Origin of the sequence: Anaerobacillus sp. MEB173 (genome assembly GCF_052119505.1) — a bacterium.
Lineage (GTDB): Bacteria > Bacillota > Bacilli > Bacillales > JBJMAU01 > JBJMAU01.
The window spans coordinates 143,002-160,999 of sequence record NZ_JBJMAU010000001.1; the positions used below are offsets into that span (position 1 = coordinate 143,002).

Here is a 17,998-nt window from a genome sequence, read left to right on the forward strand (position 1 = left end):
TCTTTTTTATTTTTCCCAAGAAGGAATGCCCCATTTAACTGTCACAAAACTGTAGATTTCTAGCACGGAATAATACTATTTTTAAAAAGTTTTTATAGTATGATTAAGTTATGAAACTACTAAGGATGGTGACTATAAGTGAAAAAAATTAAGAAAAGATCATTACTATTCTTATCAACAATGGCCCTGGCTGTAGTTGTTGGCTGTTCAGCAGATAATGAAGCACATGAAGAAGTTGATGAGCAGGTATCTGACATAGAGGCAATGGAAGAAAACGAGGCAGCAGAAACTGATGAAGATGCTGAATCCTCTCAAGGTGGAGGACATGGTGAACATAGTACCGAGGAAATGACGGAAGATGTCTTTGCAGGAATGGGAAGGTCTGAGCAAGCATCGGTTGATGATTACGATCTGACTTCAAACATAGAAAATGAACCAGGAGTGCTACAAGCTCAAGTTCTATTACAAGATGGAGCATTTGGTGTTCTTATTATTGAAGAAGGTGTAGAACAAGAAGAAATCGATTCACTTTCTGAACGTTTCGCACATGAAGTGAAAGAAAAGTATCCTGATATGGTCGTAACGGTGCAAGCGACACAAGGATTAGATTTTAAAGGTGAGTTTAAATTAGAATAATCGATTAGGGGGATGTCACTAATGAGACATCCCTTTTCTTTTTTGTATGCGGATGATAGTGAGTTTGAATTTACTTAAAATTGGCTGATAAATCCTACAAATTGGCTGATAAGCGGTAAATTTGGGCTGATAAATACTTTGTATACTGATTAGCAGACAGGAAATCAATATGAAAAGTAGCTAATCTAGTACTATTTCTATAGAAAATAAGAAATCTAGCATCTAACCAAAACGAAAAAGGGACGTACATCAATTGTACATCCCGAATCTTTATTTATTACGCCATTCCTGCAGCTGGGCGAGTGTGTTTTGATTTGCCATTACCGTTTGTTGCAGTTAATTTGCTCTTAAGGTAAGGAAGTACCCATCGGTCTCCGCCAATACGACCAGCATTAGCGCCAGCAGCTAGGATGAACATTGAAATTAGTACTAAAAGTGGGTTAGAAGAAATCGTACCAGCAAACATGAAAGCAAAGTTCATCATGACACCGAAGAATGCAGCAGCGGTTGTGAATACACCAAGGATCAAGCCAAGTCCTACTAATACTTCACCCCATGCAACCATAAAACTGAATAGCTCAGCATTCGGAAGTGCAAATCTCTCTAAAAAGGCAACATACGTCGGATAAACAACAGCACCGTGGCTTTCAACAGGATTTGCAATCGCACCACCTAAGTATCCAGCAGCACTGAACGGTTCACCAGTAATCTTACCCCAGCCAGCAGTTAACCAAGCCCAGCCAAGATATAGACGAAGGAAAGTGAGAATACCGGCAGCATATTTATTTTCTCTTAAAAAGTTCATAAACATAGTGAATTCCTCCTTTTTTTAATAGAAGTTGAGTATTCTTCTGTCTACTTCTTATAAGAATCGAAAAGGACTATATAGGTAGTTATTTAGTGATCACTCTTACTACACTTATAGTATACAATGGTTTTTATTGTTAAAAGATGTATAAATATGGACAAAACATTGCGGAATAATGTCGATAATGTTAATAGTCTTTTTTAAATCATTTCTTTATTCTTTAACAGTATCTGGTACCTTTACCTGTGTGGTAAAATATTCTACAATAAGAGTTTTTTTACTTTTATAGAAGGAATGGCGACATATGAAAAAAACGAAAGAAATCTCTGCGAAAAGCAGTTTTGGAATGGTATCAACAGCTTCAAAGCCAGCTACTGATGCTGGTGTAAAGATGCTTGAAAAAGGGGGAAATGCTGTTGATGCTGCTGTTGCGGCCGCACTTTGCTTAGGAGTAACCGAACCGCAAGCATCGGGGATAGGTGGACAATCGATGGGGTTGCTTTATTTAAAGGATGCTAATCGCGTGTTTGCACTAGATGGATCTTCGCGTGCCCCTTTTAACGTGCAACCGATGAAAACACCTGAGAAGCCGATCAAGCTAGGATTAAAATCAACGACTGTTCCATCGACACCGGCAACACTTGGCTATATGCAAGAAACGTATGGACGGTTATCGTTTACCGAAGTGGCAGAGCCGGCAATACAGGCTGCCAAAGAAGGATTTACTGTTTCCCCATTAGTACACCGATTATTAAAGAAGGAAGAAGAACATTTGCGGCATGATCCCTTAATTGTGAAAAACTTCTTTGAGAATGATGCACCGAAAAAAGTTGGATCAATTATAAAACAACCAGAACTCGCCAATTGCTTGCAGGCAATGGTAAAAAGGGGCTGGCAGGATTTTTACGTTGGGAGTATCGGCAAAAAAATCGTCAAAGATATGAAAAAAAGGGACGGATTAATTACTGAGGCTGATCTATGCCAAATTCCGCTTCCTGTTGAAAGGGATGCACTAGCAAGCAGCTACCGTGGATATGATATTTTTACGTTTCCGCCCCCAGGTGCCGGAAGAGTATTAATCCAAATTCTGAATACATTAGAACAGTTTTCGCCTGACATGTTGAACACAGAGGAGCCTGTTGGGGCCGTTATTTATGCTCTTGCCTTTCAATACGCACTTTCAGATCGGCAAAGACTTCCGATTCATCCTGATTATTATTTACAAACCGTCAATAAATTAATGTGCGATAAAGAGTATGCGAGTGAAGTTGCGACATTAATTTCCAACATTGCGAAAACGACGTTACAGGATGATTACCCTCCACCACCGACTTCGGGAGAAACGACTCATCTATCTGTGACTGACAAAGATGGGAATGCCGTTGGAATCACACAGTCGATTGAACTCGTTTTTGGCAGTAAACGAATGGCAAGTGGACTTGGTTTCTTTTACAACAATTACATGAGTTCCTTTGAATACAAAAATATGACGCACCCATATTACCTTTTACCTGGTGGAAAGCCGTGGAGCAGTGTTGCACCGACGCTTCTTTTTAAAAATGGATCACCAAGGTATTTACTAGGAAGTCCGGGCAGTAACCGAATCTCTACTTCTCTTGCTCAAGTTATTACAAGACTAATTGATCGAAATGAAACGCTAGATACAGCAATTGCCGCACCTCGGTTTCATTCATCTGATACAGGTAAGCTCCTAATCGAGAAGCTTCGTTTTAACGAGGATGTCATTGCGGCATTAGCAGCAGCTGGATTTGATTTAAAAAAACACGGATCATATAGCTTTTATTTAGGCTGTGTACAAGGCGTACAGTTCCCTGAAAAAGGAGGAGATTCATTTTACGGAGTAGCAGATCCAAGGCGAGATGGAACAGCCGGAGGTCCAGAGTCACTAAAATAATCGAAGGGTGATGGTTTCTATGAAAATAGCTATCGTATACAATCGTGAGAGTCAGGCAGTCATCAATTTATTCGGAAAGCAAAACCGTGAGAAATATGGTCTGCAAACAATACGAAATATTAAAGAAGCGTTAGTAGCAGGAGGCCATCAGGTAAAAACCTTTGAAGGTGATAAAAACATTATTGCAAAGCTAGAAGAATTCATGCCCTCAGTCGTGTCCGGCGAACGACCGGGGCTTGTTTTTAACCTTAGCTACGGGATTCAAGGAAAAGGTCGCTACATGCATATCCCTGGAATTCTAGAAATGCTTGGGATTCCATATGTAGGCTCTGGCCCAGAGACCCATGCACTGGCACTTGATAAAGTCGTTACAAAAATGATTTTACTGCAACGAGGACTGCCAACACCAAAATTTACAGTGATGGAAAAACCGGATTCACCGATCATGGATGATTTACATTACCCATTAATCGTCAAGCCAAAGGATGAGGCAGTATCGTTCGGTCTTAAAGTTGTCTACGATGAGGAGGAACTGCGGGCGGGTGTACAGACGATCTATGAAACATTCCAGGCTCCTACGCTTGTTGAAGAATATATTGAGGGGCGTGAAGTTAACGTAGGTTTACTCGGCAATAACCCTGCGGAAGCGCTTCTTCCAGTCGAGCTAGTTTTTGGAGAAGGTGAGCAAATCTATACATATGAAGATAAAAAGAAACAAAGCGGCAGAACGATCGAGAAAATTTGCCCAGCGCCACTTTCCGAAGAACAGACAAGAGAAATTCAACAGCTTGCGATTGATACGTTTAATGCGTTAGGCTGTTATGACTCCGCCCGTGTTGATTTTCGGATTGACCGTGAAGGGAAGCCTTATATTCTTGAAGTGAATTCAATGGCAAGTCTAGGAGCAGGGGGATCGTTTGTCTATGCGGCTGAAACGATGGGATTAAGCTATGCCGACTTAATGAACAAATTAATCGAAATTGCCTATGAGCGCTATTTCGGACCATATTATCTTGATAGTTCTGTTGAAGAAGGAAAAGAACAACTTGAACTCATATCTTTGATTACGCAAAAGCGCGATAAAATTGAAGCTGATCTCAAACATTGGACGAATATCTCCAGCTGGACCCAAGATCCTGTAGGTTTAAGTACGATCAGAAGACGGCTGGAAGAACGTCTTAAAGAATTAGGACTTCAGCTTGTTGAAGAACATACAAATGGACGATCAGCGTGGACATGGGAAACAAAAGCTGGCTTTAAGGACGGAACATTACTTGTGCTTCCGATTGATATTCCTGGAGAGCGCACAGGCTTTCCGATTCCATACCGCACCGAGCAGGAGTGGATTTATGGTGAAGGTGTTGCCTCAAGTCGTGGCGGGCTTGTAACAATGTTAAGTGCGTTAAGTGCACTGAATGAGCAGCATTTACTATCTGAAAAAAAAGTCGGTGTTTTTCTCTATTCAGATGAAGGAAGAGGGATGCGCTACAGCAACGCAACATTGAGAAAAGCTGCCCAAAAAGCGAGGCAAGTCATCGTACTTCAGCCAGGGTTTACAGGTGGAAAAATCGTTGATCAACGAAGAGGTGCCAAACAATATAGTGTGATTGTGGAAGGCGATCCGATGCGAATCGGTAAACAATATAATCAAACCGATGTCCTCAGCTATTTTATTCAGAAAGCCGAAAAGCTTAAGAAATTCAGCAGCCGCAACAAAAAATTAACTGTAGCTGTTCAGGATGTCCATTCGCAACGCTATAGTGTGTTACTACCGCATCGTGTCCATGCGACTGTAGTCGTAACGTATTTAGATGAGCGACTGGCAGATGAGGTCGAGACACAAATTAGAGAAGCATTTACGTCAAATGCAAATGGAATGAGGGCATACGTCGAAACATTAGTAGAAAGACCACCATTAATAAGAAAAAAAAATAACCCGATTATCCCACAGCTTCAGGAATTAAGCGAAAAGTGGAACTTGCCATTTGGTATTGAAACGAGTCTATTGCCAACAGCCGCTGGAGAAATCCCGGCTAATATCCCTGTTGTTTGTGGGTTTGCTCCGGCAAGCAAAAATTTATATACACCAAATGAAGCGATCCACCGCAGCGAATTAATTCAGCGCTCATTATTATTAGCATTGCTTTTGCTGGAGCAATGAGTATGTGTGAACAAAAAAAACTGCCGTTAGTTATATCAGTCCCTCATGGGGGACTGATGATTCCAACCAATTTAATGAAAAAATGTTTGCTTTCGATAGAGGAAATATTACTTGATTGTGATACATGGTCACAGGAGCTATATGATTTTCAGGATGTTGTTGAGGAATACGTGACAACGCCAATCGCTCGCATTGTTGTTGATATGAACCGTGATAAAGACGATCTTCCGCCCCGTAATCCAGACGGGGTCGTTAAGACACGTTCCGTCGTTCAAAAACAAGTGTGGAATTCTTCTGAAGGATTAACAAAAGAAGAGATTGAGGTATTAATCAGTGATTACTATAAGACGTATCATCATAAATTAGAGCAGGCTTCACGACACCCCAATGTGCGCTTGGGCATTGACTGTCATACAATGCTTGATGTTGGACCGATGCCTAATAGTACAACATGGGAAAAGCGTCCATTATTTTGCCTTGGAAATAGAGGAAATAAACATGCTCAGCCTGACTCTGAACCGACTACAGCACCAGCTGAGCTTATGCATAAGTTAAAAGGGCTGCTAGAAAAAAAATTTAGTCATTATCCATCTGTTGATGGCAGTGTTCCTTTAGTGACATTCAATGAGCCATTTTCGGGCGGTTATATTACAAAGCATCACGGCAACAAAGGGGATATTCCTTGGATTCAATTAGAAATCAACCGGCGTCTTTATTTAGCAGATGCTAAAAATCCAATGGCGATCATTCCAACGGCAGATGATGCTATGAAACTTAGAAAAATTAGAGATGATTTACATGAAGTCTTTCAGCAGTTAGTAAAAGAATAGGGGATGCCTCATATGTGAAAGTACGCCTCGAAATATCGAAGGGCTGTTACATATGAGTCATCCCCTTATTTATTAGTGACATGTGAATGATGATATTTGTCTAAGATCGATACCAAAGTAGACCCAATAGAAACCGGTCCAGCGATAGCCGGATACTGATCTGCGTCCAACAAATGTTGGATAGAACCAAAATTGTTGTCTATTTGTTAACCATACATACGTATAACGATATAAACATCCGCGGATTGCTCCTGGATCAACTGCATACAATCCAACATCCCCTGGTGGAGCTGGTGTGTAGGTTGGCGGAGGTGCTGTTGGTGGTCCGCCAAACCCGGGAGGTCCACCAGGAGGTCCGAAAGGTGGTGGTCCTGGTGGTGGTCCTGGAGGTCCAAACGGTGGTCTTCCAGAAGGTACGAACAAGCCGGTAACCCCCCCAATAATTGGTCCAAAGCGCATATGTTCATGCTGATCAAAATGTTCAGGCATCATATGTTGTTGCATAGGCTCGTGATAATCATACATATCCTCATAATCACTTACACCAACTGGTTGATGATTTAAATGATAAAAGTTCAAATGAAAGCCTCCTTATGCATAGGTATTAACCTGTAGGTTCATATCATCCTATGCATGGTAAGGACGAAAACAATCTTGTACCTATAGAAATAGGCGATCAAAAAACATAAATGATGTTATTAAGCAACACCCTATATTTTGTTGTTTAAACAACAATCATTTTATCGTCTCTTATACTGAAATACTAGAAGACTCTTTTTCGTCCTTTTTTTCTACAGCTGGTTTACTTGTTTGTGAACCTAAGATAACCCCAGTACCAATGAATAGAAATCCAATAATTTGAAGCATTAAGATCGGTTCATCAAGTACGATAACGGCCGTAATTGCGGCAACGAGAGGGATTCCATTCATGAAAATGGCACATTGTCCAGGCCCAAGAATACTAATTCCCCGATTCCACAGCATATTTCCTACACCGGTTGGGAAAACACCGACATACAGTAGCATTAGCCAAAGTAATAGACTACTTGGCAATTCACCCCATCCAATTACTGATTGTTCCCAAAGAACAAATGGCAAATAACAGATGGAAGAAAGTGCATAAGCGTACAAGCTAATAATGGCCGGTGGAAACTTAACGTCAGTAGCCTTTTTAATAAAGATAAAGCTGATACTAAAGGTTAATAGCGCCCCTATTATAAACAAATCACCAATGTTAAATGACAGTTGAATTAAATTTGTAATGGAACCTTTTAAAACAACAAGTGTAACTCCGAAAAATCCGAGACCAATGCCAAGCAGCTGTTTCCAGTGAAGCGGAGCACTAAATACTAAATAAGAGATGAAAGCTGTAGCTAATGGCGTTAATCCCATGATAAGTGAAGCATTGGTGGCTGACGTATATTTGAGGCCGACTTGAAATAGTGCATTGTTTATAACAACCCCAATAATTGATGCTCCTAATACATATCCCCACACCTTTTTATTTTTCGGAATAATAAAAAGAAATTTTCGAACAATCCAAACTAAAGCAGCCGCAGCAAACACGTTGCGAAAGAATAGCAGTGTCCAAAATGGGAAACTCTCAAGCAAAATTTTCGTAATAACAAAATTACTTCCCCACATGATGATGACGAGTAACAGTATCCATTTTATTTTTGTATGATTCAAGGTGTCATCTTCTTTCTTATTTAATAGTAGATCTAAAATCGTCTCCTCTAAATATTAACACAATAATGAAGTTGTTAAAGTATATCATTTATTAAAATTTGTAAATGATTGGGATTGCTTCCTTGCATAGGAAAGTTAAAGAGATTAAAATAAGAAGAGTTAATAAGTTTACATAGGTTTTTAACATAAGTTTTAACAAATAATAGAAACGGGGTAGTGAAAATTGTATCGAACAGTTAATGATTTTTTAAGAGATTGGTCTCATTCGGCTAATGGAACGCTTCAAGTTCTTGAATCACTGACAGATGAAAAGCTAGATCAAGCAATCGTCGAGGGACATAACACACTAGGGCAACTTGGCTGGCATTTAGCTACTAGTCCTGCATTTTTTGCTGGTCAGGTCGGACTGAACATTGAGCCAGCCGGTGCTAATGAGGATATACCAAATCAAGCGAGTGTAATCGTTGAGGCGTATAAAAAGGTGATGGAGGATGTGAAACAAGAGGCAGAACAAACTCTAACAGATGACAAAATGTCTGAGAATGTCGAGACGGTTATTGGGACAATGCCAAGGGGAGCAATGCTTAGAACATTGATCGATCATCAAACCCATCACCGTGGACAAATGACGGTTCTGTTACGTCAAGCTGGGTTACGAGTCCCAGGCGTCATGGGACCTACGAAAGAAGATCATGCATAAACAGATGTGTTTTCAATAAAATATTTAAAATGAAACGGGGCTGTCAATTATGAGACAGCCCCGTTTCATTTCCATTCCAAGGGTTTTTCCTATGTAATGAGACATTCACTGAATCCCTTTGAATTGGTAAGGATGAATTTGAATGAACACTTTTCGTATCTCATTATGGTTAGTCAGAAGTTCCTTTTTCACGTCGTTTGAAATGACATGACCTTCTTCTATGCTAATATGAGGGTCGACACTGACTTTAATATCAATGACGATATAGTGTCCGTGAGTTCTTGCGAGCAGTTCATCTACCTGTATGACCCCGTCAATTGTACTAACTGTTTGAATAAACGGTTTTGTTTTTTCAACGTCTAATACTTGTTCCATCATAATTTGCCCTGATTCCTTTGCAAGGGTATAACCGATTTTTAGCACGAATAATGAGACAAGTATTCCTGCTAAAGGATCTAAATAGAGCAAGAAAGGATAGTTAAGCTGCTGCCCAATAATTGCACCAAGAATACCTGCGAAAGCAGCGATTGAGGACAGGACATCAGAACGGTGATGCCAAGCTTCCGCTAGTAAGGCGGAACTGTTTATTTTTTTTGCAAGGTTGTATTTATATTGAAATAATCCTTCTTTCACAACGATGGAAATAATGATCGCAATGAGAGCAATTCCTTTTGGAGGGGTTGGGATTTCGCTAAAAAACACTTTAAGAGATGAAATCGCTATTTCTAAACCTACAACTATTAATAGTATCGCAACAATGATGGTAGCAACACTTTCTGCTTTTCCATGGCCATATGGATGGTCCGCATCAGGAGGCTTTTGTGCTGTACGTAACCCTGCGAGAACAGCAATTGAGCCAGCCACATCTGAAGCAGAATGTGCAGCATCAGCAATCAAAGCTCGACTTCCTGATAACCAACCTATGAACCCTTTCATTATTGCAAGTAAAGCGTTTATAACGATCCCGATCCAAGTAGCAACTACCGCTTGTTTAAAACGATGATTCATTGATCCCCACCACCAAAAAATTAATTTTCCATAATCTCTATCATCTTTCATTTTTATCCTATCAAATCAATCCTGTGTGGGTCTACGGCAACGTTTTTGTCGTATTTCAAGTTATTTATTACTAGTAAACTATTTTTCCCTAGTGTTATATTTTTGCCTTAAGTAAAAATATTGAGACACAAAAAGAGAGTGGTGTTTAACCACTCCCTCTTTTCTCAAAATTAAACAATGAATTAACTCCTTATCATTTCTGTATCAATGGTTAACGATTGATCTTGATCATTTACATATGCGTAGAAAATTTTGTTCAAATCAGCATACCCTTTTTGCAGCAGCTCGTCTTGCAGCCATTTTTCAGTTTTATTAATGAGTTGGAGGTTTTTTGCCTGTATTTTTCCTTCAATTACTACAGCGATTGGGATCCCTTTATGTACACGTTCAATTTCAACATCTTTTGCTGTAAGTGGACTCATATCTTTTTTCGGAATAATACTCACATCTCCATTTGGTTCTAATATTGCATAGTCAATGTCATTTACATCAGGATATCCAGATAAACGGATGCTTGAAAGCAATTCGGTTAAGGAATATTTCGTCTTTTTTAAGTTTTCTTTAACGATTTTCCCATCATGAATCAGTATTGTAGGTTCCCCGACGATATAAGGATTCCATGCTTGAAATAGACTTAATCTAGACATAAAAATATAAATAATGCCTATCACAAGAATACTTATAACTGAGTAATGGAAACCATCAAATTGAATTGTTCCTAATCCGGCATAGGAGAGGAAAATAATCGTCACAAGGTCATAAGGTGTCCACTGTGATAATAACGATTTTCCCAAAAAGCGCATAACAATAAAGACGAGAAAAAATAACACAACAAGCTTCAAGATCTCAATCATCTACTTATCCATCCTTTTATAATCATCAAATCGTTCATATATGATAACGTTTTTTATTTTACCTTAAATGCCAAAAAATAATTTTGAAAAGAACAAAAAATTTTTGTGAATACAAGCTAAAAAAGGGCTTTTCACATTGGAAAATCCCTTCTTCATATCAAACTTTTATTGATTGGTATCGTTTTTTTGCTTGCTAACTGGTAATATCAGCAGGAATGTTGTTCCTTTTTCTTTTTCACTTTCAACTTTAATTTTTCCGCCAAGTCGATGAACGGCACTAAATACGATGATCATACCTAGGCCGGTTCCATCATCTTTTGTTGAGTAATAAGGTTTGCCTAAACGAACCACTTCTTCTTTAGTCATCCCGACACCAGAGTCTTTGATTTGTATACTGATCGCTCGTTTTTCACTAGTAACCGTAACAGTAAGTGTCCCGCCATTGTCTTTCATTGCTTCAATACTGTTTTTATATAGATTAATTAAACATTGCCGTAACTGGTTTTTATCGTAGGTGATAAGATGATCATTGTTAAATGTATATTGCAGATCAACTTGGTGAATATTCGCATAAGCCACCATCACATTATTTACATAGACAAATTCCTCTTCTAAGTTCGATGTCACCATATTGCTTGCTTGAGGTTTAGCGAGCGAAAGAAAATCACTTACAATACGTTCTGCACGTTCTAATTCTTGTAACGAAAAATTTACGTATCTCTTTTCATCTTCATTAATATTGTTTGATTTATCTAACATTTGCAGAAAGCCCTTTGTTACAGTAAGCGGATTTCGAATTTCATGTGAAATGCTTGCGGATAATTCACTTATGACTGTAAGTCGATCTGTATCAACAATTTTTTCGCATTTTTTAATGTTGAAGAGAATTTTTTCAATTAAGACCATAATAATGATCACTCCGCCAAGATGAATCGTTAGGACATCAATGACGATGAACCAAAACACTTTTGTGATCGGTTGATAAAAAGTGCTTAACATTGAAAGGTAAGCAACCAAAAAAATAAAGGTAATTGTAAATGCAGTTACTATTCTTTTTTTAGAAGGAAATTGATGAAACTTTTGGCTCAACAACGGTACAACGATAAAAACAACGGTTGAAGTAATAAGCGAAAGTAACACGCCATCTCCACCGATTATAAAACGGTAGATATTTAAGACAAGATAAAGTGGAAACGCTACGGAATACCCACCGAATAGTGATGCAATGATAAAAGGAATATACCGTAGATCAAAAATAAAGCCGGGATCTAATTTAATCGGAAAAGTCATACAAAGAACCATCGTAATCGATGATAGAAAAATAATCATAGGTTTATTGTACGTATGTATTCGATTCTCAAAAAAAATGAGATAAATGACAACGGGCAAGAGTAAAAAAAGAATATTTATAAGTAAAAGCTCGATCAAAGCTGAACGTCCTTTCTTTAGCGTCTAATTTATATAAGTTCATCATACATAATAATATCATAATATCATTTTTGATATGTTGCATCCACGATGCACGGACAATATTGTTCAATGTCTTTTTGCGGTGTCTGTCACCCAAACTAAAGGGGGTTACTGATGTTTACGATTGTTAATGAATATGTTAAGTACGTAAGCGGGGTTCGAAAACGAACGATGCAATATGTTGATGCTACACCGAATTCACTGCTAGATTGGAAACCAGCAGAGAATAAGTTTTCGACTGGGGATTTGCTACGGCACATCGCTTCCTCTCAGTTAATGTTTTTAAATCTCTTTGAAAATGGTGAGTATGTCTACTCTGGTCACGAGAGCAATAAAGGAGAGACTATTGAAGAAATCTCTGATTATTTGAATTCATGTCATTCGAAATTTGTTGGTGGTATATTACAATTAGGGGATAGTCTTTTAACAAAAAAAGTTCCAACAATGCATGGACATGAAGTAAGTGCCTGGAGAATCATGATGGCAGTTTGTGAACACGAGATCCATCATCGTGGACAATTGTCAACATACTTACAAATTAACAATATCGATCCCCCTCAAATTTTTGGGTTGAAAATTGAGCAGGTAAAGAAAATATAAATTATAAGGGGCTGTCAATTATGAGACAGCCCCTTGAGTCATAGATATTTAACTTGTTGTTCCTTGATTTTTCTTAAGTACAGAATGTAAATCTGTAGCACTCACGTTGCGATATACATTAATTACAAAGAATAAGACACTTAATACAAGAATGTTCGGGAAGATTTGAAGCAGGATAAGCAAAGAATGATTCCCGACAAGGAAGAAGGATAGGCCAAGCATGAATAATGGTAAGGAAATATTATAAAGCCAAAAATGGATCTTTGCTAACGTTGATTCCCCAGCCTTTGGAAAGAGTGTGTAAAGCAAGCCAAACAGACCCATTGAAACCCAGCCGACAAGGTTAATATGTGCATGCGCACCATACAACCTGTGATCTCCAGCCATTTCCATTCCTATTCCCATGACAACACCAACCAAGAAATAGAGAGCCGCAATTTTAAAAAACCAAATTCCCAATTTCATACTAAAACCCTCCTCACATATAATTTGTATTGCCATTAGATTATAGTAGGAAAAAGGGCTGTTTATAACAATTTTAAAAAATATTTATTAGGAATAATTATATTGTTTATTAGACAAGCAAATAGAAAAAACCATCAGTACCTATGTATGGTACTGGTGGTTTACTAATGGTAAAAGGAGGATTACTCGCTTTCTTTATCGTCATTGTCTTTAAGAAACCATAGTGGATCTTTGTTGTCAACCTCACCATTATAGTTAATCATGATCTCATCGCCTGCTTTAATGTCGGTATAAGCATAGTAATCAAACGTGTGATTTTCAAAATTAATTTCATACGTGGCATTGGGCTCATATGAATGATTGAACAGCATGCCATAACCTAATATAACAGCACTGTGATTAATTCCATACTCATATACATAGTCAGCTAGCACGGTTTGTTCTATGAATTCATCCTGTTCATTCGGATAAGGAATGACAGGGGCTTCGTGAATAAGCTCCCCTTTTGCGATATCTCTTGTTGCAAATACACCTCTATTAAATTCTCCATCACACACCGGTGAAGTTTTAATTTCGATCAAGTTCGTCACCTACACAATCTATTTTTAAGAATTTCCTACTAGCTTACCACGATATTCGATTTCGTGCCACGATTTCGTGCCAGGCACTATTCGTGGACAATTTGTATCGTTTTGTTTTTTTGCGGTGTCTGACACCAATATCATTGTGCTACACTTAATATGAGGTGAATGACTTATGAAACGATCGATTATTGCTTTACTACTTCTTATATCAGCGGTACTGATTACTGCTGGCTGTTTTGGTGGAGAAAAAGGAACATTAACAAGAGTTGATGTTGAGCAAATGGAAACAGATGGCAGCTACAGTGAGGTGAAAATGATTACAGAATCCAGTATTGTAGAAAACCTTCAAACAGTGTTTTCACAGATAGAATGGGAGCCAAATACTGTAGCTGAAATGGCAAGAAAAGAAGATGTACTTGCCACATTATTCTTTCAGTTTGATAAAAACATGCCTGAGAGACTGTATGAATATCGAATTTGGTTTGAAGAAGAAGGAGCTGCTACAGTAATCAGCAATAATGAAGCTGAAGGCTATGGAACATTAGAGCATGAATATGCCCTCATATTAAAAGTTATCTTAATGAATTAAATTTTCTGGATATTGGTAAATGGCTGATAAACTATGTAAATTGGCTGATAAAAGAAAAAGAGTTAACTGAAAACAGAATAAATCATTCCCATTTCATACAGGAGGACGAGTATACGTAATAAAACATGGTTAAAATGATTTATTATGTGCAAAAATGAGGTGATTTATGTGAAAAAGTTCATGTTTAACATCGGACTCATTTTTATTTTAGTGGCATGTTCACCTGGGAATGAACAGTCAACTGATAAAGATGAGCCTGAGGCAGTCGAAGTCATCGCTCGGCAAGCGGAGATCATTGCTACAGACTTACAGATCCCTTGGAATATTAACAAGTATAACGATACCTTTTATTTGAGTCAGCGTGAAGGTTCGATCATTAAAGTTGATGGAAGTAGCGGATTAACAACAATTCAGTCTGTAGAAGTGACAAAAGATGTGCTTCATGAGGGTGAAGGAGGGTTATTAGGATTTATTCTTGCGCCTGATTTTGATCGTTCCGAAGAAGCATTTGCTTATCATACATACGAGCAGGCCGGTGAAGTGTTTAACCGGATCATCGTTTTAACACTTGAGCAGGGTATATGGAATGAAGATCGAGTGATTCTGGATGGAATTCCAGGGGGAAGAATCCATAATGGCGGCCGAATTAAAATTGGCCCGGACGGAAAATTATATGCCACCGCTGGTGATGCAGGAATCCCTGAGCACGCTCAAAATGTAGATAGCTTAGCGGGCAAAATTTTGCGTATGGAATTAGATGGATCAATACCAAATGATAATCCATTTGGGAATTCGTATGTGTATTCGTTTGGGCATCGAAATCCTCAAGGGCTTGCCTGGGATGAAGATGGAACATTATATAGCTCGGAACATGGGCAGACCGCTCATGATGAACTAAATTTGATTCAGCCTGGCAAAAATTACGGATGGCCGATTATTGAAGGGGATCAACTAGCAGAGAACATGGAGACGCCGCTTTTTCATACTGGCTACGAAACTTGGGCCCCATCAGGGATTTCAGTTAAAAACAACAAAATCTATGTGACCAATTTACGTGGTGAAGCAATTCGCGTTTATAATTTAACGGACCAAACAGTTGATACGTTATTTGAAAATGCCGGAAGAATGCGCGACGTCCTCATTGAAGGTAACGTCTTATATACGATTACTAACAACCGTGATGGACGAGGGAATCCGAGAGAAGGTGATGATAAACTATATAAAATCTTTCTCGATCAATAGAAATGTTTATTTTTCCAAAATTTGCTTTCTGTCAGTCTTTCAGGTAAACTAAGTAGTAATTATTTTTGTTCTGTGTAAAAATTTGACATGTGTCTAGATTGTTACTTGGGCAAGGATAGTAATATTTTATGTGTGTTGCACATTAGGAGGATAAAAAATGGAACAAGGTACAGTAAAATGGTTTAATTCAGAAAAAGGGTTTGGATTTATCGAGCGTGAAGGTGGAGAAGATGTTTTCGTTCATTTTTCTGCTATTCAATCTGAAGGATTTAAGTCATTAGATGAAGGTCAACGCGTTACATTTGATGTTGAACAAGGTAGCCGTGGCCCACAAGCAGCTAACGTTCAAAAAGCATAAATTAACTTTGAAACAGGTCCTGATAGAGGGATCTGTTTTTTTCTTTAAGTTATGTATTGAACTCCAGGACGTTCATTCAAATACTAAATAAAATTCAGCGGAGATCAATACCAACCAATAACAATCCAAAAACGAACAAACCCACTCAATAATTTGAGTGGGTTTGTTTTGATGCAGGTAAAGTAAAAGCAGATTTAAAAGGTTTAATCAAGTATAGCACGTTACAATTAAATAACCTAATTTTTTTCTGAATTTTTTTTAGATATTGAACATTAAAGAGTTATTGTTGCTTGGTTTTTAATAAGTCAGCGGCCTCTGCAGCTGAAATCCCGCGTATTAATCCAAATTCGTTAATTAGAATCTTTGTCGCATTGTCCAGCATTTGTTTCTCACTTGAATTCAGTTTTTTCTCAGTTTGAATACGCGATAAATCACGCACAACTTCTGCGCATTCCTGTAATTTGCCAGACTTCATTTTATCTGAATTCAATTTGTAACGTTGTTTCCAAGATAATGTTTCCCCTGATTCTCCATGATGGAAGATATCTAGTACATTATCCATAGAATTTTGATCGGCTACTAATCGAATACCTGAATTTTCGATTTTATTAAATGGAATGAGTACTTGTAAGTTTTTTGTAGGTATGCTCACAACATAATACTTCTCGATTTGTCCTTGAATTTCTTTTTCTTCAATTCCTTCAATGACACCTGATCCATGCATCGGATAGATAATTTTTTCGCCAATTTCAAACATACCTCGACCCCCTTCGTCTATTTATATCATATCACGAGATTGGTTTATTAGCAAATTTATTATAATACCACGTATGTAAAACAATTGTCAATAGTTATTTTTATGTATTTTGTTGAAACAGGTGACAGACACCGCTCGTGGACATTTTGATAATTTTTGTCTCTTCCTTTTGATGAATAACAACGTTTTCCTTTGAAGAGGATATATAGAAGAAAGGAGGGATGATGATGAAATTGAATGTACCGAAATTACTTCTATGCTTCGCCTTATTATTTATAGTTGCTGCCAATGTTGGAGGTGCTCAACAGCCGGAATATGCAAAGTGGGGTAACACTGCAGTTACCGAGGTGAAAAAACAACATCCTGATTGGAAAGTGACGGACTATTTATATGAGGGGAAAGTCATTATTTCAGATGAAAGACAGCAATATAATTTTAAATTAACTATTGAAAATGTAGGAGAAGTACGGGTGTATGTATTAACAAACCCAAAAACTGACAAGCTGATTAATGTTCATGTAGATGAGACTCCTTAATTGATAAGTAAGTGCTGAAAAAGAGAGTAATTTCGAAAAAAACTAGAGATACAAAAAAGCATGCCAATTCTAATAAAATGGCATGCTATCTATTTTTATCATCAAATGTTTGGATAATTGATACATCACCAAATTTATCGTTTTTTGAAATTAACTCCCCGACGACGATATATCGTTGAGGAGCATCACCAATATAACCAAACGGATAACATGTCGTAATCGTTAATGTACTTTTTGGCTTTGGAACAATAACAGTACGATCATCTTTGTCAACAATTTTCACTTTTCTTACTTTATACAAAAACTCTCCAGCATCGGTTGAAACGATAAGCCTATCATTTATACCAACTTGTCCGAATCCGCGAAAAACAGTGTCCCGATGACCAGAGAGGATAGTATTATTATTCTCGCCAGGCATCACACCATTATCGTAGTGCCCAACCCCTTTTTTTAAAACTTCTTTCGTTGTGCCATGATAAATTGGCAGTGAGCGGTCTAATTTTGGAATGGTAAGAACACCAATTTGTTCACCGAGATCAGGGATTTTTTTATATAATTTTTGTTCGGTTACAGCAGTATCTTTGGAAGCCCCTTGTTCAATCATAGGGACCTCCTTTTTCATTTCAAAATCGCCGACGCTGATTTCAGGCTTACTAGAAGCTGATATACCTTGTTGTATTGAGTAAAAATTGAATCCAATAACTGTTACACCTAAGCATATTAGCAAGAAGGACATTTTCTTCAT

General features: G+C 38.0%; 20 protein-coding genes. 10 read left to right on the forward strand and 10 right to left on the reverse strand.

Annotated features, from left to right (window positions below; all coding sequences use genetic code 11):
- Positions 1 to 138 precede the first annotated feature (138 nt).
- Positions 139 to 636 carry a hypothetical protein gene (locus ACJ2A9_RS00660; protein WP_441419674.1) on the forward strand — a complete coding sequence of 166 codons (498 nt, stop codon included), beginning with the start codon at positions 139 to 141 and terminating at the stop codon, positions 634 to 636.
- Positions 637 to 913: 277 nt separating this feature from the next.
- Here the strand turns inward: ACJ2A9_RS00660 and ACJ2A9_RS00665 are convergent, their stop codons facing one another.
- Positions 914 to 1,447, reverse strand: a complete 534-nt coding sequence (locus tag ACJ2A9_RS00665; RefSeq protein ID WP_441419675.1) for a DoxX family protein — start codon at positions 1,445 to 1,447, stop codon at positions 914 to 916.
- Between the two features lie 301 nt (positions 1,448 to 1,748).
- On the opposite strand from ACJ2A9_RS00665, the gene ACJ2A9_RS00670 reads away from it, so the two are divergent.
- From ACJ2A9_RS00670 to ACJ2A9_RS00680, 3 genes are read left to right on the forward strand one after another with little or no spacing between them, the layout of a single operon-like run.
- Positions 1,749 to 3,359 carry a gamma-glutamyltransferase family protein gene (locus ACJ2A9_RS00670; RefSeq protein WP_441419676.1) on the forward strand — a complete coding sequence of 537 codons (1,611 nt, stop codon included), beginning with the start codon at positions 1,749 to 1,751 and terminating at the stop codon, positions 3,357 to 3,359.
- 19 nt (positions 3,360 to 3,378) lie between these two features.
- The gene (locus ACJ2A9_RS00675) at positions 3,379 to 5,520 is read left to right on the forward strand and encodes a M20/M25/M40 family metallo-hydrolase (RefSeq protein ID WP_441419677.1); all 2,142 of its coding nucleotides are present in this window, start codon (positions 3,379 to 3,381) and stop codon (positions 5,518 to 5,520) included.
- A 2-nt stretch (positions 5,521 to 5,522) separates the two neighbouring features.
- Positions 5,523 to 6,350 (forward strand): N-formylglutamate amidohydrolase, encoded by an 828-nt coding sequence (locus tag ACJ2A9_RS00680; RefSeq protein ID WP_441419678.1) that lies wholly within the window; start codon positions 5,523 to 5,525, stop codon positions 6,348 to 6,350.
- A gap of 72 nt (positions 6,351 to 6,422) precedes the next feature.
- Here the strand turns inward: ACJ2A9_RS00680 and ACJ2A9_RS00685 are convergent, their stop codons facing one another.
- Together ACJ2A9_RS00685 and ACJ2A9_RS00690 are read right to left on the reverse strand one after the other, a co-directional pair.
- Complete coding sequence (locus ACJ2A9_RS00685) at positions 6,423 to 6,842, reverse strand: hypothetical protein (protein WP_441420374.1); 420 nt, start codon at positions 6,840 to 6,842, stop codon at positions 6,423 to 6,425.
- Between the two features lie 258 nt (positions 6,843 to 7,100).
- A complete protein-coding gene (locus ACJ2A9_RS00690; RefSeq protein ID WP_441419679.1) occupies positions 7,101 to 8,039 on the reverse strand; it encodes a DMT family transporter in 939 nt (312 codons plus the stop codon).
- Between the two features lie 223 nt (positions 8,040 to 8,262).
- Here ACJ2A9_RS00690 and ACJ2A9_RS00695 point away from each other — a divergent pair, with 223 nt between their 5' ends.
- Entirely contained in the window at positions 8,263 to 8,739 is a 477-nt protein-coding gene (locus ACJ2A9_RS00695) for a DinB family protein (protein WP_441419680.1), read from the forward strand.
- 105 nt (positions 8,740 to 8,844) lie between these two features.
- Here ACJ2A9_RS00695 and ACJ2A9_RS00700 read toward each other — a convergent pair whose 3' ends face one another.
- The 3 genes from ACJ2A9_RS00700 to ACJ2A9_RS00710 all read right to left on the reverse strand — a co-directional run bounded on the left by ACJ2A9_RS00700 (position 8,845) and on the right by ACJ2A9_RS00710 (position 12,080).
- Positions 8,845 to 9,747 carry a cation diffusion facilitator family transporter gene (locus ACJ2A9_RS00700; RefSeq protein WP_441419681.1) on the reverse strand — a complete coding sequence of 301 codons (903 nt, stop codon included), beginning with the start codon at positions 9,745 to 9,747 and terminating at the stop codon, positions 8,845 to 8,847.
- Between the two features lie 233 nt (positions 9,748 to 9,980).
- Positions 9,981 to 10,652: a DUF421 domain-containing protein gene (locus tag ACJ2A9_RS00705; RefSeq protein WP_441419682.1), complete on the reverse strand. Its 672-nt coding sequence runs from the start codon at positions 10,650 to 10,652 to the stop codon at positions 9,981 to 9,983.
- Positions 10,653 to 10,817: 165 nt separating this feature from the next.
- Positions 10,818 to 12,080 carry an ATP-binding protein gene (locus ACJ2A9_RS00710; RefSeq protein ID WP_441419683.1) on the reverse strand — a complete coding sequence of 421 codons (1,263 nt, stop codon included), beginning with the start codon at positions 12,078 to 12,080 and terminating at the stop codon, positions 10,818 to 10,820.
- Positions 12,081 to 12,236: 156 nt separating this feature from the next.
- Between ACJ2A9_RS00710 and ACJ2A9_RS00715 the strand changes: the two genes are divergently transcribed.
- The gene (locus ACJ2A9_RS00715; protein ID WP_441419684.1) at positions 12,237 to 12,722 is read left to right on the forward strand and encodes a DinB family protein; all 486 of its coding nucleotides are present in this window, start codon (positions 12,237 to 12,239) and stop codon (positions 12,720 to 12,722) included.
- Between the two features lie 48 nt (positions 12,723 to 12,770).
- Here the strand turns inward: ACJ2A9_RS00715 and ACJ2A9_RS00720 are convergent, their stop codons facing one another.
- Both ACJ2A9_RS00720 and ACJ2A9_RS00725 read right to left on the reverse strand, forming a co-directional pair.
- Positions 12,771 to 13,187: a cytochrome-c oxidase gene (locus ACJ2A9_RS00720; protein WP_441419685.1), complete on the reverse strand. Its 417-nt coding sequence runs from the start codon at positions 13,185 to 13,187 to the stop codon at positions 12,771 to 12,773.
- Positions 13,188 to 13,369: 182 nt separating this feature from the next.
- Positions 13,370 to 13,768: an SET domain-containing protein gene (locus tag ACJ2A9_RS00725; RefSeq protein WP_441419686.1), complete on the reverse strand. Its 399-nt coding sequence runs from the start codon at positions 13,766 to 13,768 to the stop codon at positions 13,370 to 13,372.
- A gap of 175 nt (positions 13,769 to 13,943) precedes the next feature.
- On the opposite strand from ACJ2A9_RS00725, the gene ACJ2A9_RS00730 reads away from it, so the two are divergent.
- The 3 genes from ACJ2A9_RS00730 (at position 13,944) to ACJ2A9_RS00740 (ending at position 15,960) form a co-directional block, all read left to right on the forward strand.
- Positions 13,944 to 14,360: a hypothetical protein gene (locus ACJ2A9_RS00730; protein ID WP_441419687.1), complete on the forward strand. Its 417-nt coding sequence runs from the start codon at positions 13,944 to 13,946 to the stop codon at positions 14,358 to 14,360.
- A 168-nt stretch (positions 14,361 to 14,528) separates the two neighbouring features.
- Entirely contained in the window at positions 14,529 to 15,602 is a 1,074-nt protein-coding gene (locus ACJ2A9_RS00735; protein WP_441419688.1) for a PQQ-dependent sugar dehydrogenase, read from the forward strand.
- 157 nt (positions 15,603 to 15,759) lie between these two features.
- Positions 15,760 to 15,960, forward strand: coding sequence for a cold-shock protein (locus ACJ2A9_RS00740; RefSeq protein ID WP_441419689.1), 201 nt, complete (start codon positions 15,760 to 15,762; stop codon positions 15,958 to 15,960).
- Between the two features lie 280 nt (positions 15,961 to 16,240).
- On the opposite strand, the gene ACJ2A9_RS00745 is transcribed toward ACJ2A9_RS00740, so the two are convergent.
- Positions 16,241 to 16,717 (reverse strand): CarD family transcriptional regulator, encoded by a 477-nt coding sequence (locus tag ACJ2A9_RS00745; protein ID WP_441419690.1) that lies wholly within the window; start codon positions 16,715 to 16,717, stop codon positions 16,241 to 16,243.
- Positions 16,718 to 16,944: 227 nt separating this feature from the next.
- On the opposite strand from ACJ2A9_RS00745, the gene ACJ2A9_RS00750 reads away from it, so the two are divergent.
- Complete coding sequence (locus ACJ2A9_RS00750; protein ID WP_441419691.1) at positions 16,945 to 17,253, forward strand: DUF3889 domain-containing protein; 309 nt, start codon at positions 16,945 to 16,947, stop codon at positions 17,251 to 17,253.
- Between the two features lie 85 nt (positions 17,254 to 17,338).
- Here the strand turns inward: ACJ2A9_RS00750 and ACJ2A9_RS00755 are convergent, their stop codons facing one another.
- Complete coding sequence (locus ACJ2A9_RS00755) at positions 17,339 to 17,998, reverse strand: class D sortase (protein WP_441420375.1); 660 nt, start codon at positions 17,996 to 17,998, stop codon at positions 17,339 to 17,341.

Bases quoted from the DNA above. Each gene is read 5' to 3' on its own strand.
- ACJ2A9_RS00675 (WP_441419677.1), top strand. From the start codon at position 3,379: ATGAAAATAGCTATCGTATACAATCGTGAGAGTCAGGCAGTCATCAAT.
- ACJ2A9_RS00680 (WP_441419678.1), top strand. From the start codon at position 5,523: ATGTGTGAACAAAAAAAACTGCCGTTAGTTATATCAGTCCCTCATGGG.
- ACJ2A9_RS00665 (WP_441419675.1), bottom strand. From the start codon at position 1,447: ATGTTTATGAACTTTTTAAGAGAAAATAAATATGCTGCCGGTATTCTC.
- ACJ2A9_RS00730 (WP_441419687.1), top strand. From the start codon at position 13,944: ATGAAACGATCGATTATTGCTTTACTACTTCTTATATCAGCGGTACTG.
- ACJ2A9_RS00715 (WP_441419684.1), top strand. From the start codon at position 12,237: ATGTTTACGATTGTTAATGAATATGTTAAGTACGTAAGCGGGGTTCGA.
- ACJ2A9_RS00685 (WP_441420374.1), bottom strand. From the start codon at position 6,842: ATGATGCCTGAACATTTTGATCAGCATGAACATATGCGCTTTGGACCA.
- ACJ2A9_RS00750 (WP_441419691.1), top strand. From the start codon at position 16,945: ATGAAATTGAATGTACCGAAATTACTTCTATGCTTCGCCTTATTATTT.
- ACJ2A9_RS00740 (WP_441419689.1), top strand. From the start codon at position 15,760: ATGGAACAAGGTACAGTAAAATGGTTTAATTCAGAAAAAGGGTTTGGA.
- ACJ2A9_RS00755 (WP_441420375.1), bottom strand. From the start codon at position 17,998: ATGAAGAAAATGTCCTTCTTGCTAATATGCTTAGGTGTAACAGTTATT.
- ACJ2A9_RS00705 (WP_441419682.1), bottom strand. From the start codon at position 10,652: ATGATTGAGATCTTGAAGCTTGTTGTGTTATTTTTTCTCGTCTTTATT.
- ACJ2A9_RS00745 (WP_441419690.1), bottom strand. From the start codon at position 16,717: ATGTTTGAAATTGGCGAAAAAATTATCTATCCGATGCATGGATCAGGT.
- ACJ2A9_RS00700 (WP_441419681.1), bottom strand. From the start codon at position 9,747: ATGAATCATCGTTTTAAACAAGCGGTAGTTGCTACTTGGATCGGGATC.
- ACJ2A9_RS00720 (WP_441419685.1), bottom strand. From the start codon at position 13,187: ATGAAATTGGGAATTTGGTTTTTTAAAATTGCGGCTCTCTATTTCTTG.
- ACJ2A9_RS00670 (WP_441419676.1), top strand. From the start codon at position 1,749: ATGAAAAAAACGAAAGAAATCTCTGCGAAAAGCAGTTTTGGAATGGTA.